The sequence below is a fragment of the Sphingomonas sp. genome (assembly GCF_023266535.1).
GTDB lineage: Bacteria > Pseudomonadota > Alphaproteobacteria > Sphingomonadales > Sphingomonadaceae > Sphingomicrobium.
The window spans coordinates 1-18,918 of the sequence record NZ_JAHFPY010000032.1 but is presented as its reverse complement, the minus strand read 5'-3'; the positions used below and the strand labels follow the sequence as shown (position 1 = coordinate 18,918).

The window sequence follows — 18,918 nt, the reverse complement described above, 5'->3', positions numbered from 1 at the left end:
CCTTCGCCGGGGAACAAGGAGGTAGAATGAAAATCGACGGAACAGCAGCAGTCGTCACCGGCGGCGCGTCGGGGCTGGGCGAGGCGACCGCGCGGGCGCTGGCCGCCAAGGGCGCCAAGGTCGCCATCTTTGACCGCGACGCCGACAAGGGCGAGAAAGTCGCGGCTGAGATCGGCGGCGTCTTCTGCGAGGTCGACGTGACCAGCGACGATAAGGTCGCCGCCGCGTTCGACAAGGCCCGCGCCGCCCACGGGCAGGAGCGGATCCTGGTCAACTGCGCCGGCGTCGCCAACGCCGCCAAGACGGTCGGCCGCGACAAGGAAACCAAGGAGCCCAAGCGCTATCCGATGAACCAGTTCGAGCTGGCGATCGGCATCAACCTGATCGGCTCGTTCCGCTGCATCGCTTACTCGGCGTTCGGCATGGTTCAGGCCGATCCGCTGGACGACGGCGAGCGCGGGGTGATCATCAACACCGCCTCGGTCGCGGCGGAAGACGGGCAGATCGGCCAGGCCGCCTATTCGGCGTCCAAGGGCGGCGTGCTGGCAATGGCGCTGCCGATCGCCCGCGACCTGATGAACGACGGCGTGCGCGTCAACACCATCCTGCCGGGCATCTTCAAGACGCCGATGATGGCGATGATGCCGCCTAATGTGCAGGATGCGCTGGCGGCGCAGGTGCCCTTCCCGAAGCGGCTCGGCACCGCCGAGGAATATGGCCGGCTGGCGGTGTTCATCGTCGAGAATACGTACCTGAACGCTGAAAGCATCCGCCTCGACGGGGGGATCAGGATGGCGCCTAGGTAGGCCGAATCCCACGCCCCCGCTCATCCTGAGTAGGGGCGTAGCCCCGTATCGAAGGACGATCATGAGCTTTTATGCCTACATGCTGCGTTGCTCCGACGGCAGCCATTACGTTGGGCATACCGACGACCTAGACGCACGGATGGGCGCGCATCAGTCCGGGTTGTTGCCGGGGTACACTCAGAAGCGGCGTCCCGTGCAACTGGTTTGGCATCAGGAGTTTGCCGAAAGAGACCAGGCCTTCGCTGCGGAACGACAAATCAAGGGCTGGAGCCGCGCAAAGAAGGAAGCGCTGATCAGGGGCGATTGGGACGCAATTCAGCTGCTGTCTCGGAAGCTCTTCCTTCGCTCGTCCTTCGATACGCCGCCTTCGGCGGCTACTCAGGATGAGCGGTGATGACTGAGCTAAACGAAAAAGCCCTTCTCGAAGCGCTTGTGGTGGCCGCGCGGGCGGCGGGGGCCGAGATTTTGAAGCTGGTCGAGGCCGGGTTCGAGGTCGAGACCAAGGCCGATCAAAGCCCGGTCACCATCTGCGACCGGGCAGCGGAAAAAGTCATTCTCGCCGCGCTGGCCGATGCAACGCCAAGCATTCCGGTGATCGCCGAGGAAGAGGTCTCGGCCGGCCGTATCCCGGCACACAACGACACCTATTTCCTGGTCGACCCGCTCGACGGGACCAAGGAGTTCGTCCGCGGCGGCGATGATTATACCGTCAACATTGGCCTGATTGCCGATGGCCAGCCCAGGCTCGGCGTGGTCCTGCAGCCGACGACCGGCAGGTTGTGGGCCGGAATCGTCGGTGAGGGTGCATTCGTCGAAGAGGGCGGCACGCGGCGTCCGATCCACACGCGCCCGCTGGGGGAGGCCCGCGCCGCGATCGCGTCGAAATCGCACTACAACCAGGCAACCGACGACTATCTCTCGGAAGCGATCGGCCTGTGCGACCATGTCTCGATCGGCTCGTCCCTCAAATTCTGCATCGTCGCGGAAGGAAAGGCCGACATCTATCCGCGCCTGTCGCCGACCAGCGAGTGGGATACCGCCGCCGGCCATGCGGTGCTGCTCGCGGCGGGCGGGCGGGTCGACGGCCTCGACGGAAGGCCGCTCCAATATGGCAAACCGGCCTTCCTCAACCTCGGCTTCTGCGCGACGGCCGGGTGGGCGGCTCCGCCGATCGGCCCGTTCATGGAGGAATTTGGCGGCGGCGGAGACCTGTCTGAAGGGGCCTAACCGCGCCGTGGCCGCCAATCGGAGTGCAGCGGGCGCCGCAGCTCGATTTTGACCTCGGCGGCAAACCCGCGCCGGTGCAGCACCTTCAGCTCGGCCCGAAGCTCGTCGATGCTGAGGCGAAGCTGGTCGGCATCGGCCTGGCTGACCTGCTCGGCAACCAGCTGGGCTAGCAGCATCTGCGCTTCGTCGAGCGCGGCCGACAGCTCGGCCAACCAGCGGGCGCGGCCCGCGGCCCGGGGAACGATATTGGGGTTCATATGTGCTCCGCCTAAGGCGCCCGCCTTACCGCCCGGTGTCGGCAAGCTTCATTTTGGAGGAAAATTCACCTGACATCGCGTCGTTTTCGGCGCTAAAACCATCCTGCTCGGTTCCATTCGTCACGAGGTGTCGACGATGAACGCGAGTATCTATCCAATTTCGTCGCGGCTTGAATCTTACGGCTTGCCGCCGGTGCTGATCGCGGCGTCGTCGGAAGCGGCCGCGCGGCGCGCCGCCGAAACCGCCGACGGGGCGGAGCTGCCGTTCGTCTCGATCCCTCTCGATGCCATGCTGTCGCGGCTCGACCTGCAAGGCAGCGCGACGGCCATCTGGCTTGAGCTTGAGGACGATGGCGGGCCGGAGCTCGACCGCATCCTCGACCGCATCGATGCCGAGGCCGGCGCGGGGCGTTACCCGGCGGTTATTGCCGCGCCGCAGTCGCTGGTGGATCCAATCGTGGCCCGCATCCGCAATTCGGATATTGAAGTCGTGCTCGACGGGACGCCTGCCGACCGCGCCGCCGCACTGGCCCTGGCCAGGTGGCGGCGGAGCCATCGCAACAGGGGCGTCGCCGAGGATATTACCCAGGAGCCGAGCGCGGCGCGCCTCAGGCAATTGTCCGACGAGGTCAGCCGGATCGCTGCGTCGCTGGCCCGCCTCTCGGTCGGCCCCGATGCTCCGGCCGAAAAGCTTCATGCACCCAAGGGGGAAGCACCGAGCGTGTCGCTCGACACGGTTCGGCAGGTGATCCGGTCGCGCCGCCTGCGCACGCGTTTCTTCGATGAGGAACTGTTCGCCGATCCGGCGTGGGACATGCTGCTCGACCTGCTGCAGGCCGAGATTGCCCAGCACCGCGTGCCGGTCTCGTCCTTGTGCATTGCCGCGGCGGTCCCGGCGACCACCGCGCTCCGCTGGATCAAGACGATGACCGATGCCGGCCTGTTCAAGCGGCGGGCCGATCCGCACGACGGCCGGCGCGTGTTCGTCGAGCTGTCGCCGGGTGCCAGCGATGCGATGCACCGCTATTTCGGCGAGGTCGGCAAGGCCGTTGCCGTCTAGCTTCCCCCGCATTGTTACCCTCACCCTATTTGTTCGATATATCGGACATATGGGCGGCAACTCGCTCGAGCAATCTGATACTGATCCGAAATGGATGTAGTTGGCAGCGATGTCGGAAGCAGGTGAGCGGCTGTTCGAGGAGCTGATGCGCTTCCGGCCGGAAGCGCTGACTGCCAACGGCTGGGCAGTGAAGGCCGGCGTCGCCCGGACCATCTGGTCTGACCTCCGCCGGCACGGCAATCCGTCGCGGCGGACCCTGGAAAAGCTGCTCGGCGCGGCCGGGATGACGCTGGCGGAATTCGAGGCGCTGAGGGTCGGCCATTCGCCACGTGAGGAGGCTTCCGATGGTCTGGCCGAGCCGGGCCGCGGCTGGCGCGGAGCTGCGCTGGCGTCCATCCCGCTATTCGAGGCCCAATTGTCTGGCGAGTGGTGTGAGGCAGGGAGCGGGATCGCCCAGCATGAGATCGATCGGTTCCGATCCGTGGGCAAGGTCGATCGCCCGGCTGCCCTCGCCGCCGATCACGACGCCTATGCGGTGAGGATGGCCGGTGAGGCGATGTGGCCGAGGTTTCGTCCCGGACGGCGGCTGCTGGTGTCACCGGCAGCGGCTATGGCGGTCGGCGATGATGTGCTGGTTGAGCTGGTTGCTGGCGGGGCGCTGATCAAGGAATTGGCCGGCCGGTCGGCGAAGACTGTACAGTTGCGGCAGTTCAATCCGGATGCGAGCATTGAGATGGACGTGAGAGACGTCCTCACAATTCACAAAATCATCGGAGAAGCATTGTGAGCCTCCAAATGAGGCATGCCCCCAGCATGCCTCATTTGGAGGCTGGTGGGCGCTGACGGGCTCGAACCGCCGACCCTCTCGGTGTAAACGAGATGCTCTACCAACTGAGCTAAGCGCCCGCTCATCGCGGTTGCGCGCCGATGCCACGGCGCCCTGTCCAGGGCAAGCTTGGTGACGCGGAAGTCAACTTTGATTGGGAGGCGGACGTTGCAAACTCAAGCAGGCGACTTGGCCGTGTCGTTCGCAATCTTGATGTCAGGCCTGGCAACCTGGCTCACTTCGCAAATGCTGAGGGGCGGTTCCAGATCCCATTGCCTGATCAGGTCCAAAAGTACCTGTTTGCTAGGGGCGCGAAACACACAATAGCATTTGTCCTCGGTCAGGTAGCTTTGAACCCAGGCAACATCGGGCGCTACTCCGTGCAATGTCGAGCAGGATCGCCGTACGGATTGATCCCGCTGGAACGGGCTAAGCTGCCCCAAGCCGGGCATATTCTTTTCGATGACGAACTCGGGCATCGCCAAGCTCCCACTATCTCATCGCCGCGCTTACCACATGTCGCCCGCAATGTCCGCAGCGGGCCGTTCGTGACGACTATAGCGCCCGTACTAGCCGCACTGCCACCGCCGCCCAGGGCGGATCGGCGACGACGCTCTGGCGGCCGCCGGCGCCGGGCGGAAGCAAGTGCAGCTTGCCATCCTCCCGTCCGATCAGGCGGCCGAACAGGAAGCGGCCCGCCGGGCGCGGCACCAAAATGTCGCGGTTGAGCGCATGGGCGTAATCCTCGGGCTCGATCCGCTCCAGCCAGATCTCGTCGCCGGCGCGATAATCGCCGCCGCTGGCTGACACCGTCATCGCGATCTGGCCGGCGCCGACCTTGGGCGGGACCACCAGCGCCTGGCGCTTGGGTGCCACCGCGCCATTGCCGCCAAGGATGGCAACCACCGGAAGCTCGGCATGGTCGGGGTTGTCGACCAGGTCGGCGGCATCGACTCCGAGCGCCGTGGCAATGCGGTTGAGCCAGCTCACGGAGACGGTGCGCGTGCCGGTTTCGAGCCGGCCGATGGTCTGCGGCGTGGTCGGCGGGGTGCAGGCCTTGGCGACCTCGTCCAACGTCATGCCGCGGGCGCGGCGCACTTCCCTGATGCGCGTGATCATTGCCTGAGTCCCTAACGCAACGAACCTATACGGTTTTCCGCTGTCCTACAAATTCTCCCTTATGGCAAGAGGACCGCGACTCGCATCCCATTTGGAGACGCCCATGACCAACGCCCGCCTGCTTGCCGAGCGGCCGATCGACCCGGTTCCATCCAGGGGCGGCCGGGCGGCCCGGTCGGTGACGGTCAATCTGGCGGAAAGTCCCCTGGGCTGGCTCTATGCGCGGGGGCATGTCAGCCGCCGCCAGCTCGATGCCGGCGAGGTGCTGCGCAATGATTGGGAACGAGCGCAACTGGCGCCGAGGGTGACGATGACCTGGGACGCCGCACCGGTCGCGCGCAGTCGCGGCGGGGCAGCAAACTTGCCGGACCTCAATGGCGCCCAGATCGATGCGCGGCGGCGGTTCGAAGGAGCGGTGGCGGAGGCGGGTCCGGGCCTGGCCGACATATTGTGGCGGGTGGTTTGCGCAGGAGAGGGCATGCGCGACGCCGAGAGCGCGCTGGGCTGGCCGGCAAGGGCCGGCAAGCTGGTGCTCGGACTGGCGCTTGATCGAGTTGCGGATTACTACCGGATCGCCTGAATCCAAGCCGGAGAAAGAAGATGATCCTTTACGGTTCGACCATGTCGCCGTTCGTCCGCAAGGTCGCCGCTTATGCGGTCGAAAAGGGAATCGACCTTGAGCTGAAGCCGATCGGGCTCGGCGCGCCCGATCCGGAGTTCCATGCGGCAAGCCCGTTCAGGAAGATGCCGGCATTGGTCGACGGCGACTATCGCCTGGCCGACTCCAGTGCGATCATCCACTATCTCGAGGCCAAATATCCCGATCCGGCGCTGATCCCGGCCGATCCGCGGGAACGTGGCCGGGTGATCTGGTTCGACGAGTTCGCCGACACTTTGCTGTTCGCCTGCGGCGGCAAGATCTTCTTCAACAAGGTGGTCGCGCCGCGCTTCCTCGGGCGCGAGGGCGACCTCGATGCAGCGGAGGCCGCCGAGCGCGACGAGCTGCCGCCGCTGCTCGACTATCTGGAAGGAGTGATCCCCGAGAGCGGATACCTTGTCGGCGACCGGCTGACCCTGGCCGATATTTCGGTGGCGGGACCGTTCGCCAATTTCAGTCATTGCAACGTGGCGATCGACAGCGCGCGCTATCCGAAGACCAAAGCCTATGTCGCGGGCATCCTCGCCCGGCCAAGCTTCGCCCGATTTGTCGAGCGCGAGGCGGCCTATCTGGCCAAGGAACCCGCATAAGAAAAAGCCGCCGGGGACACCGGCGGCTTGATCTTGTAGGCTTCGAGAAGGCTTAGGCTTCTTCGCCCTCGCCTTCGGCTTCCGCCTGGGGTCCCTCGGCAGCAGCCTCGGCCGGAGCTTCGACGGCCGCCTCTTCCGGGATCACGCCCGGCTCGGCATTCGGATCGAACTCCTCGGTGAAGCCGGCTTCCTCGCGTTCGAACATCGACGCCGTCACGTCGACGCCTTGCGCCTGCAGCTCGGCCTCTTCCGGCGAACGGGCCACGTTGACCTTGACGGTCACGGCCACTTCCGGGTGAAGCGCGATCTTCACGTCGTACACGCCGATCGCCTTGATCGGGCGGTCGAGCACGACCTGGCTCTTGCTGACCTTGGCGCCTTCACCTTCGAGCGCTTCGACGATGTCGCGAGCGCTGACCGAGCCATAGAGCGCGCCGACGTTCGACGCCTGGCGGATCAACTGGACGGTCTTGCCCTCGACGCCCTTCGACGCCTTTTCGGCCTCGACACGCTTCTCGGCGTTGTCGGACTCGATCCGTGCGCGGTTGGCCTCGAACACCTTCTTGTTGGAATCGTTGGCCCTGAGCGCCTTCTTGTTCGGCAGCAGGTAATTGCGCGCGAAGCCGTTCTTCACATTGACGATATCGCCAATCTGGCCGAGCTTTTCGACGCGTTCGAGCAGGATGACTTCCATCTCTAGCTCTCCTTATTTCACGACATAGGGAAGCAGGCCGATGTGGCGGGCGCGCTTGATCGCCTTGGCCAGTTCGCGCTGCTTCTTGGTCGACACCGCGGTGATGCGGCTGGGGACGATCTTGCCACGCTCCGAGACGAAGCCCTGGAGCAGACGGATGTCCTTGTAATCGATGCGGGGAGCGTCCTTGCCAGAGAAGGGGCAGGACTTGCGGCGGCGGAAGAAGGGACGTGCCATCGCTTAGATCTCCATCTCTTCGCGGCGCGGGCCACGGGTCCGCTCGCGATCCTGCTTGCGCATCATCGCCGACGGGCCCTTTTCGTGGGCGTCAACGCGGATGGTCATGTAGCGGATGACGTCTTCGTTGATGCCGGTCTGGCGCTCCAGCTCGGCCATCGCCGGCGCGGGCGCGTCGACGTCGAGCATGACGTAATGCGCCTTGCGGTTCTTGGCGATGCGGTAGGCGAGGCCGCGCAGGCCCCAGGATTCAGTCTTGACCACCTTGCCGCCGTTGTCGGCGATAATCTTGGTGGCGTTTTCCGCCAGCGCATCGACCTGGGCCTGGGCCAGGTCCTGACGCGCGAGGAAAACATGCTCGTAAAGCGGCATGTTTCATGCACCTATGTTTGGCCGATCGCTGACGGGGGCACCTTGCCCACGCCCCTCCGGCTGTCGTTCAATTTATTCAGCCGCTTGGAGCAGGGCTCCAGCGGCGGGCGGGCCTATGGCCGAGCCTGGTCAGAAAAGCAAGTCAGGAGAGAAATCGACGGCGCGTGTCGGAATGCGTCCATCGAAGCCTTTCAGTTCGCAATCCCCGGCATTGGCGAATTTCAAATTCTTGCCGATGCAGAGGTCGGCGACGACATTTGATACCAATATCTGGCCGGGCACGGCCTGGGCGCACAGGCGGGCGGCAAGCTGCACGGTCGACCCGAACAGATCCTCATGCTGCTCGACCGGCTCGCCAGCGCTGATGCCGATGCGGACCGTGACCGGATATTCAGGCCCCGTTTCGTTATGCTCGGCCAGCTTCTCAATGACCTGGCTGGCGCTCTTCACTCCGCATGCTGCGGAAGTGAAAGCGGCCATGATGCCGTCGCCCGTATGCTTGATCTCGCGGCCGTCATTGTCACGCAATGCTTGGCGGACGATGCCATCGTGGACCGCCAGCATGGCAATGGCTGCGTCGTCGCCGAAACGTGAGGTCATTTCGGTCGAATTGACGATGTCGGTGAAGAGAATGGTCCTGACGCCGCTGTCGCGCTGGGTCGGACTGGTCGCGTCGGGAACCAGGGCGGCTCCACCCTCATTCACGCCGGAATTGCCCATGAAGCCGTCGATCAGGTCGGGATCGACTTCGATCATCTTTTCGGCAACCAGGCCATGGGCATGCTCGTGGACGCAATTCGCGGATGCGGCATCGGGCGCCTCGACCAGGCAGAACAGCTTCCCGCAATCGCGATTGTACCAATATTTCTTGTAATCGACGTCGTGATTGTCCTGGATCGCCAGATCCGCCAAATGCGCCTGGGCGATGTCTTCCCAGGTTGTCGCCGGATCTACCGTATGGATATCGATGTACAGCGGCATGGCACTCGTCCCCTTGTCGCAAGTGGGCATACATAAACTTGCGTTAAGAGTCAGCCGCCAGAAGATTGCGGCCCGCGCGCCGAGGTGGCAGAAGCATGGCCATGGCCACGCACCTTAAAAGCATTCAGCCGACCGCGGATCCGCTCGACGACGTCAGCCTGCCCGGCTGGCTCTACTTCGACGATGAATTTTTCGAGGCCGAGAAACGCGCCTTCCTGCGCGCGTCGCCGCAGATCGTCTGTCATGAGAGCGAGATCGCCAATCCAGGCGAGTGGCGGTCGATCGATTTCCTCGGCGAAAGCGTCATCGTGATTCGCGGCGACGATGGCGAAGTCCGCGCTTTCACCAATGTCTGCCGCCACCGCGGCTCGCGATTGGTCGACGGGGAGGGGGGCTGCGCCAAGGTGCTGACCTGCCCCTACCATGCGTGGAGCTACGCCCGGGACGGACGGCTGGTCGGTGTCATGCACCGCCATGAATATCCCGGATTGCAGGTCGAAAAACTCGGGCTGGTGCCGGTGCCGCTGGAAAGCTGGCGCGGCTTCATTTTTGTCCGACTGGAAGAGGGACTACCTTCGGTCGGCGAGATGATGGCGCCCTACGAGCATGAGATTGAGCCCTATCGCTTTGAGGACGTACGGCCGATCGGCAAGATGAGGCTGCGTCCGCGCGACCTCAACTGGAAGACCATCGCCGATAATTATTCCGATCATCTGCACATTCCCGTCGGGCATCCCGGCCTCACCCGCCTGTTCGGCAAGAGTTACGCCATCGAGGCACAGGATTGGGTCGACCGGATGGAGGGCGAACTGCGCGACGGCGAGTCGGATAACCCGTCGGAACGCGTCTATCAGCATTATTTGCCCGAAGCGGAGCATCTGCCGCCGTCGCATCGTCGCAAGTGGCTCTATTACAAGCTATTCCCCTGCGTCGCGTTTGACATCTATCCCGACCAGATCGACTTCATGCAGTGGCTCCCCGTAACGGCCACGACCAGCGTCCTCCGCGAGATGAGCTATGCGCTGCCCGACGACCGCCGCGAGATGAAGGCGGTGCGTTACCTCAACTGGCGGATCAACCGCATGGTCAATGCCGAGGACACCGAACTGATCAGCCGTGTCCAGCACGGCATGGCCAGCTCGACCTATGTCGCCGGGCCGCTCGGCAAAAGCGAGGTGTGCCTGAGGAGCTTCGCGCGAAAACTCCGCCGTCTCATCCCGGAGGCGCGGCTTGAGCGGCAGCCAGCGCCGGGCTGGTCGCGCCGGAACTGAAGCGCCGAACGATCGCCCGGATGGCGAGGCCAATAGCCAATAGCACCAGGCACCATAGGTCTGCTTCAACGCCTGTCCCATAGGCCGCGAACGCAACAAAGATCAGAGCGATAGCAAGGACCGAGCGGGCAAGCGTCCCCGGTGAAGACTTCCACGCCGCCAATGCCCCGAACGCGTAAACAGGGATCAGTGCGGCCGTCGAAAGCAGAATGATGAAAGTGTAAAGGCTGACCGTCGCGCGGCTGCTGTTTGCCAGCAGCAACAGGATAGTCAGACCTGCGCCGACCAGTTGCGAGACGATCGGTGTATTGGCTCCGCGCGTGCGGGCCATAAAGGCCGGAAGGTCCTTTCTAAGCGCCATCGAATAGCCCAATTCGCCGGTGCTGAGGATGAGGCCATTGAGGCAGCCGAACGCGCTGATGGCGATTGCCACCGCGGCAAGCGATGCCACTCCGTGCCCCCAGCGACCGACCATGGCGTCGGCAAACGGTGCCGGCGATGCTGCGACCACGTCCGCAGGCAAGAGCATCTGGATGCTGATCGCCGCCGCCAGGTAAAGCAGGACAACGAAGGCCGTCCCGCCAAGCAAGGCCTTTGGAATTGTGCGCGCCGCGTCCCGAACCTTGCCGACGGGTGCGGTCGCGGCCTCAAACCCGGTAAATGCGAAGAAGGTCAGGGCGGTCGCAGTCGCGATCGTACTGATGTTAGTCGGCACTGGCGCAAACGGCTCATAGGCAACACCGCTCGTGCCGCGCTCCGCGAACAACCAGATTATTGCAAACAGCGGCAGAACCTTGATCGCAATGGTCATCAGGGAAAGGCTGCCGGAGGCTCGAACGCCGATTGCATTCACCGCTGTCAACAGCACGACACAGCCGATCGCAACCGGAAGGACCAGTCCCGGTCCACCGAATTGCGGCCCGATAAATGACAATGCCAGCGCGATGCCGATCGCGACCGAGGCCTGGGCCGACCAATAGGAAACCCAAAATCCCCATGTGGTTATGAAAGCAATCGTCGGCCCGAATTCCTGTTCGATATTGGCCTGGATACCTTCGCCGCCGAGCCTGGATAGCCGGGCCAGCGCATAGCCGAGGCAAAGCACGCCGATACCGCTGACGAACCAGCCGATCACCGCGTTGAGGCCGAGCGGGGCAAGGGCAATCGGAAGCGTGAAGATCGCGGCTCCGATGATCGTCCCGACGACCAGCCCCCAGGTCATCCAAAACCCCATCTTGCCGTCAGTTGGTGCAGTCATCGTCGCTCTCCCCCCCGAGGAACGTCCATGGATCAATGCGACTCGAACTCATTCCGGCGGCGCAGCCGGAGCGGCCGCCGGGGCGGGGTTGGACCAGAGCGCATTGAGCCGCATCCCGAACCAGACCGGGATGGCGGTCATCAGCAGCAGCAATCCCCACAGCGTCGCTTCCTTGCCGGCGCCATAAAAGGTCCACACGGCATAGACCGCACCGACCAGCGTGATGAGCAGCATCCCGCGACTCAATTCGCCGCGCGCCATCATGCGAAGCGCAGCGATGGTGGCGACAAAGTAGAGCACGAGCGTGGCGACGGTCGCCAGCAGGGCCATGAAGGCGAACAGCTCGGTCAGGCCCCTGGTGTAATTGGCGGCGACCAGCAGCGCCGCCAGAGTAGAACTAAGCACCTGCGCCCGGACCGGCATGCCGCGGCTGTTCACTTTGCCGAACCACTGCGGGAAAACTCCGCGGCGGGCCAGTGTCAGTGGCACCTCACCCTGCAGCAACACCCAGCCATTGAGCGCGCCGAGGCACGAAATGGCGGCGAAGAAGACGACCAGCAGCGATGCCGTCGGGCCCCAATAGCTGCCGACCAGGTCGGCAAAGGGCGCCGCGGACTTCGCCGCAACGTCGGCCGGCAGCAGCAGGAACACCGCACTGGACGCGGCAAGGTAAATGAGGCCGACGGTCAGCGTGCCGATCAGCGTCGCGCGAGGAATGGTCCGTGCCGGATCCTTGACGCGGGCGGCGGGCACGGCAGCGCATTCGAAGCCGAGCATCGCCCATAACGTCAGCGCGGCGGCCGCAGCAACGCCATTGGGGGTGACCGGGGTCGGCGCGAACTGCGGCTGATGGCCGCCCTTGCTCAGGACAATCAGCGCGATCAGCATGGCCGCAATTAGCGGCATCACCTTGAGCACACTGGTGAGGATCTGGACGCCGCCCGACACATGCGCGCCGGTGCAGGCGATGGCCGTGAACAAGGCGACGAAGGCGATAGCAAGCAACGGTGCGACTCCGGGCACGGCGAAGAAGCCCGGCGCCAGCGTGCTCAAATAACTGACCGCGGCGATGGAAATCGCTGCGTTGGTGACCCAGGTGGAAATCCAATAGCTCCACATGACGAGGAAGGCGGGCGGCGAGCCGAGCGAACGGGCGACATAATCATAAGGACCGCCGGCGTCGGGCATGGCCTTGGCCAGGGAGGCAAACACCGAGGCCAGGCACATGGCGCCGCCGATCGTGATGACCCATCCCCAGATCGCATTGACGCCCAGCGGTGCGAGATTGGCGGGGAGCAGAAATATCCCCGAACCGATCATGTTGCCGACGACCAGCGCCAGACAGATCCAGATACCAAGCTGCCGAGCTTCGCCTGTTTCGCTCATCCCTGTTCCTCTCCCTTGCCCGGACTTGGCAATCCCGCCCGACCGGCCTAGTTCGCCCGCGACCTAAGCACAGTTCAACAGGGATTTCGATGCGCGCATTTCTTTTCCCAGGGCAAGGCAGCCAATCGGTCGGCATGGGCGCCGCGCTGGCCGACGCCAGCCAGGCTGCTCGCGACACCTTTGGCGAAGTCGATGAAGCGCTCGGCCAGCATCTGTTCAAGCTGATGCGCGAAGGGCCGGAGGATGAGCTCAAGCTGACCGAAAATGCCCAGCCGGCGATCATGGCTCACGCACTGGCCGTGTTCCGGGCGCTGACCAGGGAAGGCGGCGTGTCGCTGGAGAAGTCGGCGCATTTTGTCGCGGGGCATAGCCTGGGCGAATATTCGGCGCTGTGCGCGGCAGGCTCGTTCGATCTTGCCACCACTGCCAAGCTGCTGAAGCTGCGCGGGCAGGCGATGCAGGCGGCCGTGCCGGTCGGCGTCGGCGCGATGGCGGCGTTGCTCGGCGCGGATCTGGCGCTGGCGCAAAGGATTGCCGACGCGGCGGCACAGGGTGAAGTGTGCACGGTCGCCAACGACAATGACCCCAGCCAGGTCGTCATTTCCGGTCACAAGGGCGCGATCGACCGCGCCATCGAACTGGCCAAGGAGATGGGCGCCAAGCGCGCCCTGCCGCTGCCGGTGTCGGCGCCGTTCCATTGTCCGCTGATGCAGCCGGCGGCCGACGCCATGGCCGAGGCGCTGGGCAAGACGGTAATCGAGCCGCCGCATGTGCCGGTCTACGCCAACGTCACCGCCGCGGCAGTCGCCGATCCGGCCGAGATCGAGCGCCTGCTGGTCGAGCAGGTCACCGGCATGGTCCGCTGGCGCGAAAGCATCGCCAACATGTTCGATGCCGGCGTTCACGAATTTGTCGAGCTGGGCGGTAAGGTGCTCGGCCCGATGGTCAAGCGCATCGCTCCCGACGCCAGGGTCACCAGCATCGTCACGATCGAGGATATCGAAGCCATCGCCAAGGAGCTCGCATGATGTTTGATCTTACTGGCATGACCGCCCTGGTCACGGGCGCGAGCGGCGGCCTGGGCAGCGCAATCGCCAAGGCGCTGGCGGGGCAGGGCGCACGGCTGGCGCTGTCGGGCTCCAATGCGGCCAAGCTCGAGGCCTTCGCCAAGGAACTGGGCGGCAATCACGTCACTTTGGTCTGCGATCTCGGCAATAGCGAGCAGGTCGACCAGCTGGTTCCGCGCGCCGTTGAGGCGCTCGGCCAGCTCGACATCCTCGTCAACAATGCCGGCGTCACCCGCGACAACCTCGCCATGCGGATGAAGGACGAGGAGTGGGAGCAGGTGATCAAGATCAACCTGGAGGGTTCCTTTCGCCTGATGCGCGCGGCGATGAGGCCGATGATGAAGGCCCGCCACGGCCGGATCATCAACATCACCTCGGTGGTCGGCGTCACCGGCAATCCTGGCCAGGCCAATTATGTCGCCTCCAAGGCCGGCCTGATTGGCATGTCCAAGGCCTTCGCCCAGGAAGTCGCCAGTCGCGGCATCACCGTCAATTGCGTCGCCCCGGGCTTCATGACCTCAGCCATGACCGACGCCCTGACCGATGCCCAGAAGGAAGGGATTTTGTCGAAAATTCCGACCGGCGCGATGGGCAGCGGCGACGATATCGGCGCGGCCGTGGTTTATCTCGCCAGCCGAGAGGCAGGCTATGTGACGGGACAGACCCTTCATGTGAATGGTGGGATGGCGATGCCCTAGGGCAACACCGCGTCAATTATTCCACAAATCCAATCTTCTGACCTGTGCAGCCAGCCCTTGCAGCCCATTTGCACGCACCTATATCGCCCGCGAAACATCAATTTCTCGGATCGCCGGGCAGGGCGTCCGAGGGGGCAAGTAGAGGGTATAGAATATGGCAAAAGTAATCGGGATCGACCTCGGCACCACCAACAGCTGTGTCGCGGTGATGGAGGGCGGAAAGCCCAAGGTTATCGAAAATGCGGAAGGCGCGCGGACCACTCCGTCGGTTGTGGCCTTCACCAAGGACGGCGAACGCCTGATCGGCCAGCCGGCCAAGCGCCAGGCGGTAACCAACCCCGACAATACGATTTTTGCGGTGAAACGCCTGATCGGCCGCCGCTTCGATGACCCGATTACCAAGAAGGACACCGAATTGGTGCCCTACAAGATCGTCAAGGGTTCGAACGGCGACGCCTGGGTCAATGCCGGCGGCAAGGATTATAGCCCGTCGCAGATTTCGGCCTTCATCCTGCAGAAGATGAAGGAAACCGCCGAGGCCTATCTTGGCGAGACCGTCACCCAGGCGGTGATCACCGTTCCGGCTTACTTCAACGACGCCCAGCGCCAGGCGACCAAGGACGCCGGCCAGATCGCCGGCCTCGAAGTGCTGCGCATCATCAACGAGCCGACCGCGGCGGCCCTGTCCTATGGCCTCGAAAAGGAAGAGGGCAAGACGATCGCCGTCTATGACCTTGGTGGCGGCACGTTCGACATTTCGATTCTGGAGATCGGCGACGGCGTGTTCGAGGTGAAGTCGACCAACGGCGACACCTTCCTCGGCGGCGAGGATTTCGACGCCAAGATCGTCGAGTTCCTAGCCGACAAGTTCAAGGCGAAGGAAGGAATCGACCTTCGCACCGACCGGCTGGCGCTGCAGCGGCTCAAGGAAGCCGCCGAAAAGGCCAAGATCGAGCTCAGCTCGGCGCAGACCACCGAAATCAACCAGCCATTCATCACTGCCCGCATGGAAGGCGGCGCGACGACGCCGCTGCACCTGGTTGAGACGATCACCCGCGCGGACCTGGAGAAGCTGGTTGCCGACCTCATCAACCGCACGCTCGAGCCCTGCAAGAAGGCGCTCAAGGATGCCGGCATCGAGGCCAAGGACGTGGCCGACGTGGTGCTGGTCGGCGGCATGACCCGCATGCCGCGCGTGCGCGAAGTGGTGAAGGAATTCTTCGGCCGCGATCCGCACACAGGCGTCAACCCGGACGAGGTCGTGGCGATGGGCGCCGCGATCCAGGCCGGCGTGCTGCAGGGCGACGTCAAGGACGTGCTGCTGCTCGACGTCACTCCGCTGAGCCTCGGCATCGAGACGCTGGGCGGCGTGTTTACCCGGATGATCGACCGCAACACGACCATTCCGACCAAGAAAAGCCAGACCTTCTCCACCGCGGACGACAACCAGAATGCGGTGACCATCCGCGTCTTCCAGGGCGAGCGCGAGATGGCGTCGGACAACAAGGCGCTTGGCCAGTTCGACCTTGTCGGGATTCCGCCTGCCCCCAGGGGGGTGCCGCAGATCGAGGTCACTTTCGACATCGACGCCAACGGCATCGTCCACGTCACGGCCAAGGACAAGGGCACCGGCAAAGAGCAGCAGATCCGCATCCAGGCGTCGGGCGGCCTTTCGGATTCCGACATTGAGCAGATGGTCAAGGACGCGGAGAAGTTCGCCGACGAAGATAAGGTGCGCCGCGAGGCGGCCGAGGCCAGGAACCAGGCCGAAAGCCTGGTCCATTCGACCGAGCAGCAGCTGAAGGAGCATGGCGACAAGGTCGATTCCTCGCTGAAGGACGAGATCGAGGCCGCCGTGGCCGAAGCCAGGACCGCGATCGAAAGCGGCGATGCCGAGGCGATGAAGGCCAAGACCGAGGCGCTGGCCCAGGCGGCGATGAAACTTGGCCAGGCGATCTATGAAAAGACCCAGGCGGCCGGCGGCGAAGAAGCCGCCCAGTCGGCCGAGGCGACCGCCGAAGCCGCACCGGACGAAGAAGTGGTCGACGCCGAATTTTCGGAAGTCGACGAAGACAAGAAGGCCTAAGGGGCCATGGCTTGGGCGGCGTCGGCTGACGATATTCGGCCGGCGCCGCTTGTCATGGGTGGGGATTGATGGCCACGGACTATTACGAACTGCTCGGCGTGCCCAAGGGCGCCGACGATGCGGCGATCAAGGCTGCCTATCGGAAGCTGGCCAAGGAGTGCCATCCCGATCGCCACGGCGGCTGCACCGACAAGGAAGCGCATTTCAAGTCGATCAGCGAAGCCTATGAGGTCCTCAAGGATCCGCAGAAGCGCGCCGCTTACGACCGCTTCGGCCATGCCGCTTTCCAGAACGGAATGAATGGACAGGGGCCGTTCGGCGGCGGCGCCGGCGGTGGGTTCGAGGGCTTCTCCGATATCTTCTCGTCGATCTTTGGCGAGTTCATGGATCCCCGGGCGCAGCGAGCCAGCGCGGCGCGCGGGTCAGACCTGCGCTACGATCTGGAGCTGACGCTGGAAGAGGCATTCCAGGGCGCCGAGAAGACCATTGCCATTCAGGCGATGGCGGGGTGCGAGGCGTGCAACGCATCGGGCTCCAAGGGTCAATCCGCGCCGCGTGCCTGCTCGAGCTGCGGCGGCGCCGGCAAGGTCCGCGCGCAGCAGGGCTTTTTCGTCGTCGAGCGGACCTGTCCCGGCTGCATGGGCTCGGGCGAGATGGTCGCCGATCCCTGCACCGCCTGTCACGGCGAAGGCCGGGCACTCAAGTCGCGCAAGCTCAACGTCAACATCCCGGCCGGCGTTGACGAGGGCACGCGGATTCGCGTCGCCAACGAAGGCGAGGCCGGCGTGCGCGGCGCGGCGGCGGGCGATCTTTATTTGTTCGTCCATTTGAAGCGGCACGCCATCTTCGAGCGCGAGGGCACGACCCTGATCGCCGAAGCGCCGATCAGCTTTACCACCGCCGCGCTGGGCGGTTGCATCATGATCCCCGGCATCGACGGCGAAAAGATCGAACTCAAAATCCCCTCCGGAATCCAGTCGGGCGAGACGCTGCGCCATCGCGGGGCCGGCATGAGCGTGCTCAACGGCCGCGGGCGCGGCGATCTGGTGACGCGCATCCTGGTCGAAACGCCGACCAGGCTCAGCAAGGATCAGAAGGCGATCCTCGAGCAGTTCCGCGAAACCGAAACCGGCGACGAATGCCCGGCCAGCAAGGGCTTCTTCAGCCGGATCAAGACGGCGCTGGGCGGCTAGGCCCCGGTTCTCAGGGCTGCCAGCCCTGGCGCGCCATTCGCGCGACCAGGCGTTCTCCGAACAAATGAGCCACCGACCGCCGCTCGGCGCCGCAGCGACGCGGCGCCGGGTGCAGGGCATGGACGGCGCCAACCAGCTTGCCGTCGATCTTCAACGGCAGGGTCATAGCGGCGGCCATGCCGATGTTCGTCAATTGATCGCGCTCGGCATCCGTCAGCGCTGCAAAGGCAGCACGCCCGGCAAGGCTGGAATCCTCCGCCCCCAGGATAGGGACAGGCTCGGCATCGCGGTCGGCCGTGATGCGCACCTGAGGCTCGATCAACAGCTTGGTGCCGGTGAGCTTGCCGCGTTGGGCCGAGGCTACGACTTCGCCGCGCCGGTCGACCAGCATCAGATGATCGAACCCGGTCAGCGCATTCAGCTGCCGCATCGCCTGTTCGGCAAGCTTGCGGGGATCGCGCCCGGCCAGGCGATCGCTCATCGAGCGGACCATGCCGATTCCGTCGGGCAGCCGCGGCTCGACCGCCAGTTCGGCCTCGATCAGATAATGGTCGTCGGCACAGGTCGCCCGGACGTCGAGCGTAACATCGCCCCATTGGACCCCGAAATCCTGCACCTCGCTCTCGTCGCTCGACAGCCAGGACAGGCGGTTGCGGAGCGTATGGATTGCCTTGCTGCCGATCAGGTCGGCCAGCGGCTGGCCGACGACCGCAGTGGGTTTGACATCGCCGAGCATGGCGACATTCGCGCTGGCCGCCTCGACCTGCCAATCGGGCCCGACCAGGAGCAGCAGGGCACAGGGCTGGATGGCCGTCACTCAGGCTCCGAACACGCGCTCGAAGATCGTGTCGATGCGCTTCAGATGATAGCCGAGGTCGAACAATTCCTCGAGCTGGGCGTCGCTGAGCTTGGCGGTGACCTCGGGATCGGCCTTCAGCAGGTCGAGCAGCGCCAATTGGCCGTCGGACTCCCACACTTTCATCGCGTTGCGCTGGACCAGCGCATAGCTGTCCTCGCGGCTGAGGCCGGCCTGGGTCAGCGCCAGCAGGACGCGCTGCGAGTGAACCAGGCCGCCCATCCGGTCGAGGTTCTTCTGCATGCGATCCGGATAGACCAGCAGCTTGTCGACCAC

General features: G+C 64.5%; 21 protein-coding genes, 1 tRNA gene and 2 pseudogenes. 12 read left to right on the top strand and 12 right to left on the bottom strand.

Annotated features, from left to right (window positions below):
• Positions 1-26: 26 nt before the first annotated feature.
• The 3 genes and pseudogenes from Q0C64_RS06680 to cysQ all read left to right on the top strand — a co-directional run bounded on the left by Q0C64_RS06680 (position 27) and on the right by cysQ (position 2,033).
• Complete coding sequence (locus Q0C64_RS06680) at positions 27-806, top strand: SDR family NAD(P)-dependent oxidoreductase (protein ID WP_294121794.1); 780 nt, start codon at positions 27-29, stop codon at positions 804-806.
• A gap of 61 nt (positions 807-867) precedes the next feature.
• Positions 868-1,140 (top strand): annotated as a pseudogene (locus Q0C64_RS06675) (GIY-YIG nuclease family protein); the annotation flags it as partial.
• A 59-nt stretch (positions 1,141-1,199) separates the two neighbouring features.
• A complete protein-coding gene (gene cysQ, locus Q0C64_RS06670; protein ID WP_294121791.1) occupies positions 1,200-2,033 on the top strand; it encodes a 3'(2'),5'-bisphosphate nucleotidase CysQ in 834 nt (277 codons plus the stop codon).
• Here cysQ and Q0C64_RS06665 read toward each other — a convergent pair.
• Entirely contained in the window at positions 2,030-2,290 is a 261-nt protein-coding gene (locus Q0C64_RS06665; protein ID WP_294121789.1) for a hypothetical protein, read from the bottom strand. The two genes, cysQ and Q0C64_RS06665, sit on opposite strands and share 4 nt — an antisense overlap.
• 136 nt (positions 2,291-2,426) lie before the next feature.
• Between Q0C64_RS06665 and Q0C64_RS06660 the strand changes: the two genes are divergently transcribed.
• Positions 2,427-3,350, top strand: a complete 924-nt coding sequence (locus Q0C64_RS06660) for a MarR family winged helix-turn-helix transcriptional regulator (RefSeq protein WP_294121787.1) — start codon at positions 2,427-2,429, stop codon at positions 3,348-3,350.
• Positions 3,351-3,459: 109 nt separating this feature from the next.
• The gene (locus Q0C64_RS06655) at positions 3,460-4,137 is read left to right on the top strand and encodes a S24 family peptidase (RefSeq protein ID WP_294121815.1); all 678 of its coding nucleotides are present in this window, start codon (positions 3,460-3,462) and stop codon (positions 4,135-4,137) included.
• Between the two features lie 43 nt (positions 4,138-4,180).
• Here the strand turns inward: Q0C64_RS06655 and Q0C64_RS06650 are convergent.
• From Q0C64_RS06650 to Q0C64_RS06640, 3 genes are all read right to left on the bottom strand, one after another.
• Positions 4,181-4,256: transfer RNA gene (locus Q0C64_RS06650), tRNA-Val, on the bottom strand.
• A 96-nt stretch (positions 4,257-4,352) separates the two neighbouring features.
• Positions 4,353-4,655: a nickel-binding protein gene (locus tag Q0C64_RS06645; RefSeq protein WP_294121785.1), complete on the bottom strand. Its 303-nt coding sequence runs from the start codon at positions 4,653-4,655 to the stop codon at positions 4,353-4,355.
• A 76-nt stretch (positions 4,656-4,731) separates the two neighbouring features.
• The gene (locus Q0C64_RS06640) at positions 4,732-5,295 is read right to left on the bottom strand and encodes a helix-turn-helix transcriptional regulator (protein WP_294121783.1); all 564 of its coding nucleotides are present in this window, start codon (positions 5,293-5,295) and stop codon (positions 4,732-4,734) included.
• 103 nt (positions 5,296-5,398) lie between these two features.
• Here Q0C64_RS06640 and Q0C64_RS06635 point away from each other — a divergent pair, with 103 nt between their 5' ends.
• Both Q0C64_RS06635 and Q0C64_RS06630 read left to right on the top strand, forming a co-directional pair.
• Complete coding sequence (locus tag Q0C64_RS06635; protein ID WP_294121781.1) at positions 5,399-5,875, top strand: DUF6456 domain-containing protein; 477 nt, start codon at positions 5,399-5,401, stop codon at positions 5,873-5,875.
• 20 nt (positions 5,876-5,895) lie between these two features.
• On the top strand, positions 5,896-6,543 hold the full coding sequence (locus Q0C64_RS06630; protein WP_294121778.1) for a glutathione S-transferase family protein: 648 nt from the start codon (positions 5,896-5,898) through the stop codon (positions 6,541-6,543).
• A gap of 52 nt (positions 6,544-6,595) precedes the next feature.
• On the opposite strand, the gene rplI is transcribed toward Q0C64_RS06630, so the two are convergent.
• The 4 genes from rplI to Q0C64_RS06610 all read right to left on the bottom strand — a co-directional run bounded on the left by rplI (position 6,596) and on the right by Q0C64_RS06610 (position 8,827).
• Positions 6,596-7,237, bottom strand: a complete 642-nt coding sequence (gene rplI, locus Q0C64_RS06625) for a 50S ribosomal protein L9 (RefSeq protein ID WP_294121776.1) — start codon at positions 7,235-7,237, stop codon at positions 6,596-6,598.
• A gap of 12 nt (positions 7,238-7,249) precedes the next feature.
• Entirely contained in the window at positions 7,250-7,474 is a 225-nt protein-coding gene (gene rpsR, locus Q0C64_RS06620; RefSeq protein WP_294121774.1) for a 30S ribosomal protein S18, read from the bottom strand.
• 3 nt (positions 7,475-7,477) lie between these two features.
• The gene (gene rpsF / locus Q0C64_RS06615) at positions 7,478-7,846 is read right to left on the bottom strand and encodes a 30S ribosomal protein S6 (RefSeq protein ID WP_294121771.1); all 369 of its coding nucleotides are present in this window, start codon (positions 7,844-7,846) and stop codon (positions 7,478-7,480) included.
• Between the two features lie 129 nt (positions 7,847-7,975).
• Positions 7,976-8,827 carry a nickel-binding protein gene (locus Q0C64_RS06610; protein WP_294121769.1) on the bottom strand — a complete coding sequence of 284 codons (852 nt, stop codon included), beginning with the start codon at positions 8,825-8,827 and terminating at the stop codon, positions 7,976-7,978.
• 101 nt (positions 8,828-8,928) lie between these two features.
• Between Q0C64_RS06610 and Q0C64_RS06605 the strand changes: the two genes are divergently transcribed.
• Positions 8,929-10,098, top strand: a complete 1,170-nt coding sequence (locus tag Q0C64_RS06605) for an aromatic ring-hydroxylating dioxygenase subunit alpha (RefSeq protein ID WP_294121767.1) — start codon at positions 8,929-8,931, stop codon at positions 10,096-10,098.
• On the opposite strand, the gene Q0C64_RS06600 is transcribed toward Q0C64_RS06605, so the two are convergent.
• Together Q0C64_RS06600 and Q0C64_RS06595 are read right to left on the bottom strand one after the other, a co-directional pair.
• Positions 10,040-11,356: an amino acid permease gene (locus Q0C64_RS06600; protein WP_294121766.1), complete on the bottom strand. Its 1,317-nt coding sequence runs from the start codon at positions 11,354-11,356 to the stop codon at positions 10,040-10,042. The genes Q0C64_RS06605 and Q0C64_RS06600 overlap by 59 nt on opposite strands.
• A 48-nt stretch (positions 11,357-11,404) precedes the next feature.
• Positions 11,405-12,742 (bottom strand): amino acid permease, encoded by a 1,338-nt coding sequence (locus tag Q0C64_RS06595; protein ID WP_294121765.1) that lies wholly within the window; start codon positions 12,740-12,742, stop codon positions 11,405-11,407.
• An 89-nt stretch (positions 12,743-12,831) separates the two neighbouring features.
• Here Q0C64_RS06595 and fabD point away from each other — a divergent pair, with 89 nt between their 5' ends.
• The 4 genes from fabD to dnaJ all read left to right on the top strand — a co-directional run bounded on the left by fabD (position 12,832) and on the right by dnaJ (position 17,786).
• Positions 12,832-13,770 carry an ACP S-malonyltransferase gene (fabD, locus tag Q0C64_RS06590; protein ID WP_294121762.1) on the top strand — a complete coding sequence of 313 codons (939 nt, stop codon included), beginning with the start codon at positions 12,832-12,834 and terminating at the stop codon, positions 13,768-13,770.
• Positions 13,770-14,507, top strand: a complete 738-nt coding sequence (gene fabG / locus Q0C64_RS06585) for a 3-oxoacyl-[acyl-carrier-protein] reductase (RefSeq protein WP_294121812.1) — start codon at positions 13,770-13,772, stop codon at positions 14,505-14,507. The genes fabD and fabG overlap by 1 nt, the downstream gene beginning before the upstream one ends.
• 154 nt (positions 14,508-14,661) lie before the next feature.
• On the top strand, positions 14,662-16,593 hold the full coding sequence (gene dnaK, locus Q0C64_RS06580; RefSeq protein ID WP_294121759.1) for a molecular chaperone DnaK: 1,932 nt from the start codon (positions 14,662-14,664) through the stop codon (positions 16,591-16,593).
• A gap of 68 nt (positions 16,594-16,661) precedes the next feature.
• Positions 16,662-17,786, top strand: coding sequence for a molecular chaperone DnaJ (dnaJ, locus tag Q0C64_RS06575; protein ID WP_294121758.1), 1,125 nt, complete (start codon positions 16,662-16,664; stop codon positions 17,784-17,786).
• Between the two features lie 10 nt (positions 17,787-17,796).
• Here dnaJ and Q0C64_RS06570 read toward each other — a convergent pair whose 3' ends face one another.
• Both Q0C64_RS06570 and Q0C64_RS06565 read right to left on the bottom strand, forming a co-directional pair.
• Positions 17,797-18,603 (bottom strand): GAF domain-containing protein, encoded by an 807-nt coding sequence (locus tag Q0C64_RS06570; protein ID WP_294121757.1) that lies wholly within the window; start codon positions 18,601-18,603, stop codon positions 17,797-17,799.
• Positions 18,604-18,918: pseudogene (locus Q0C64_RS06565) on the bottom strand (adenylosuccinate lyase); the annotation flags it as partial.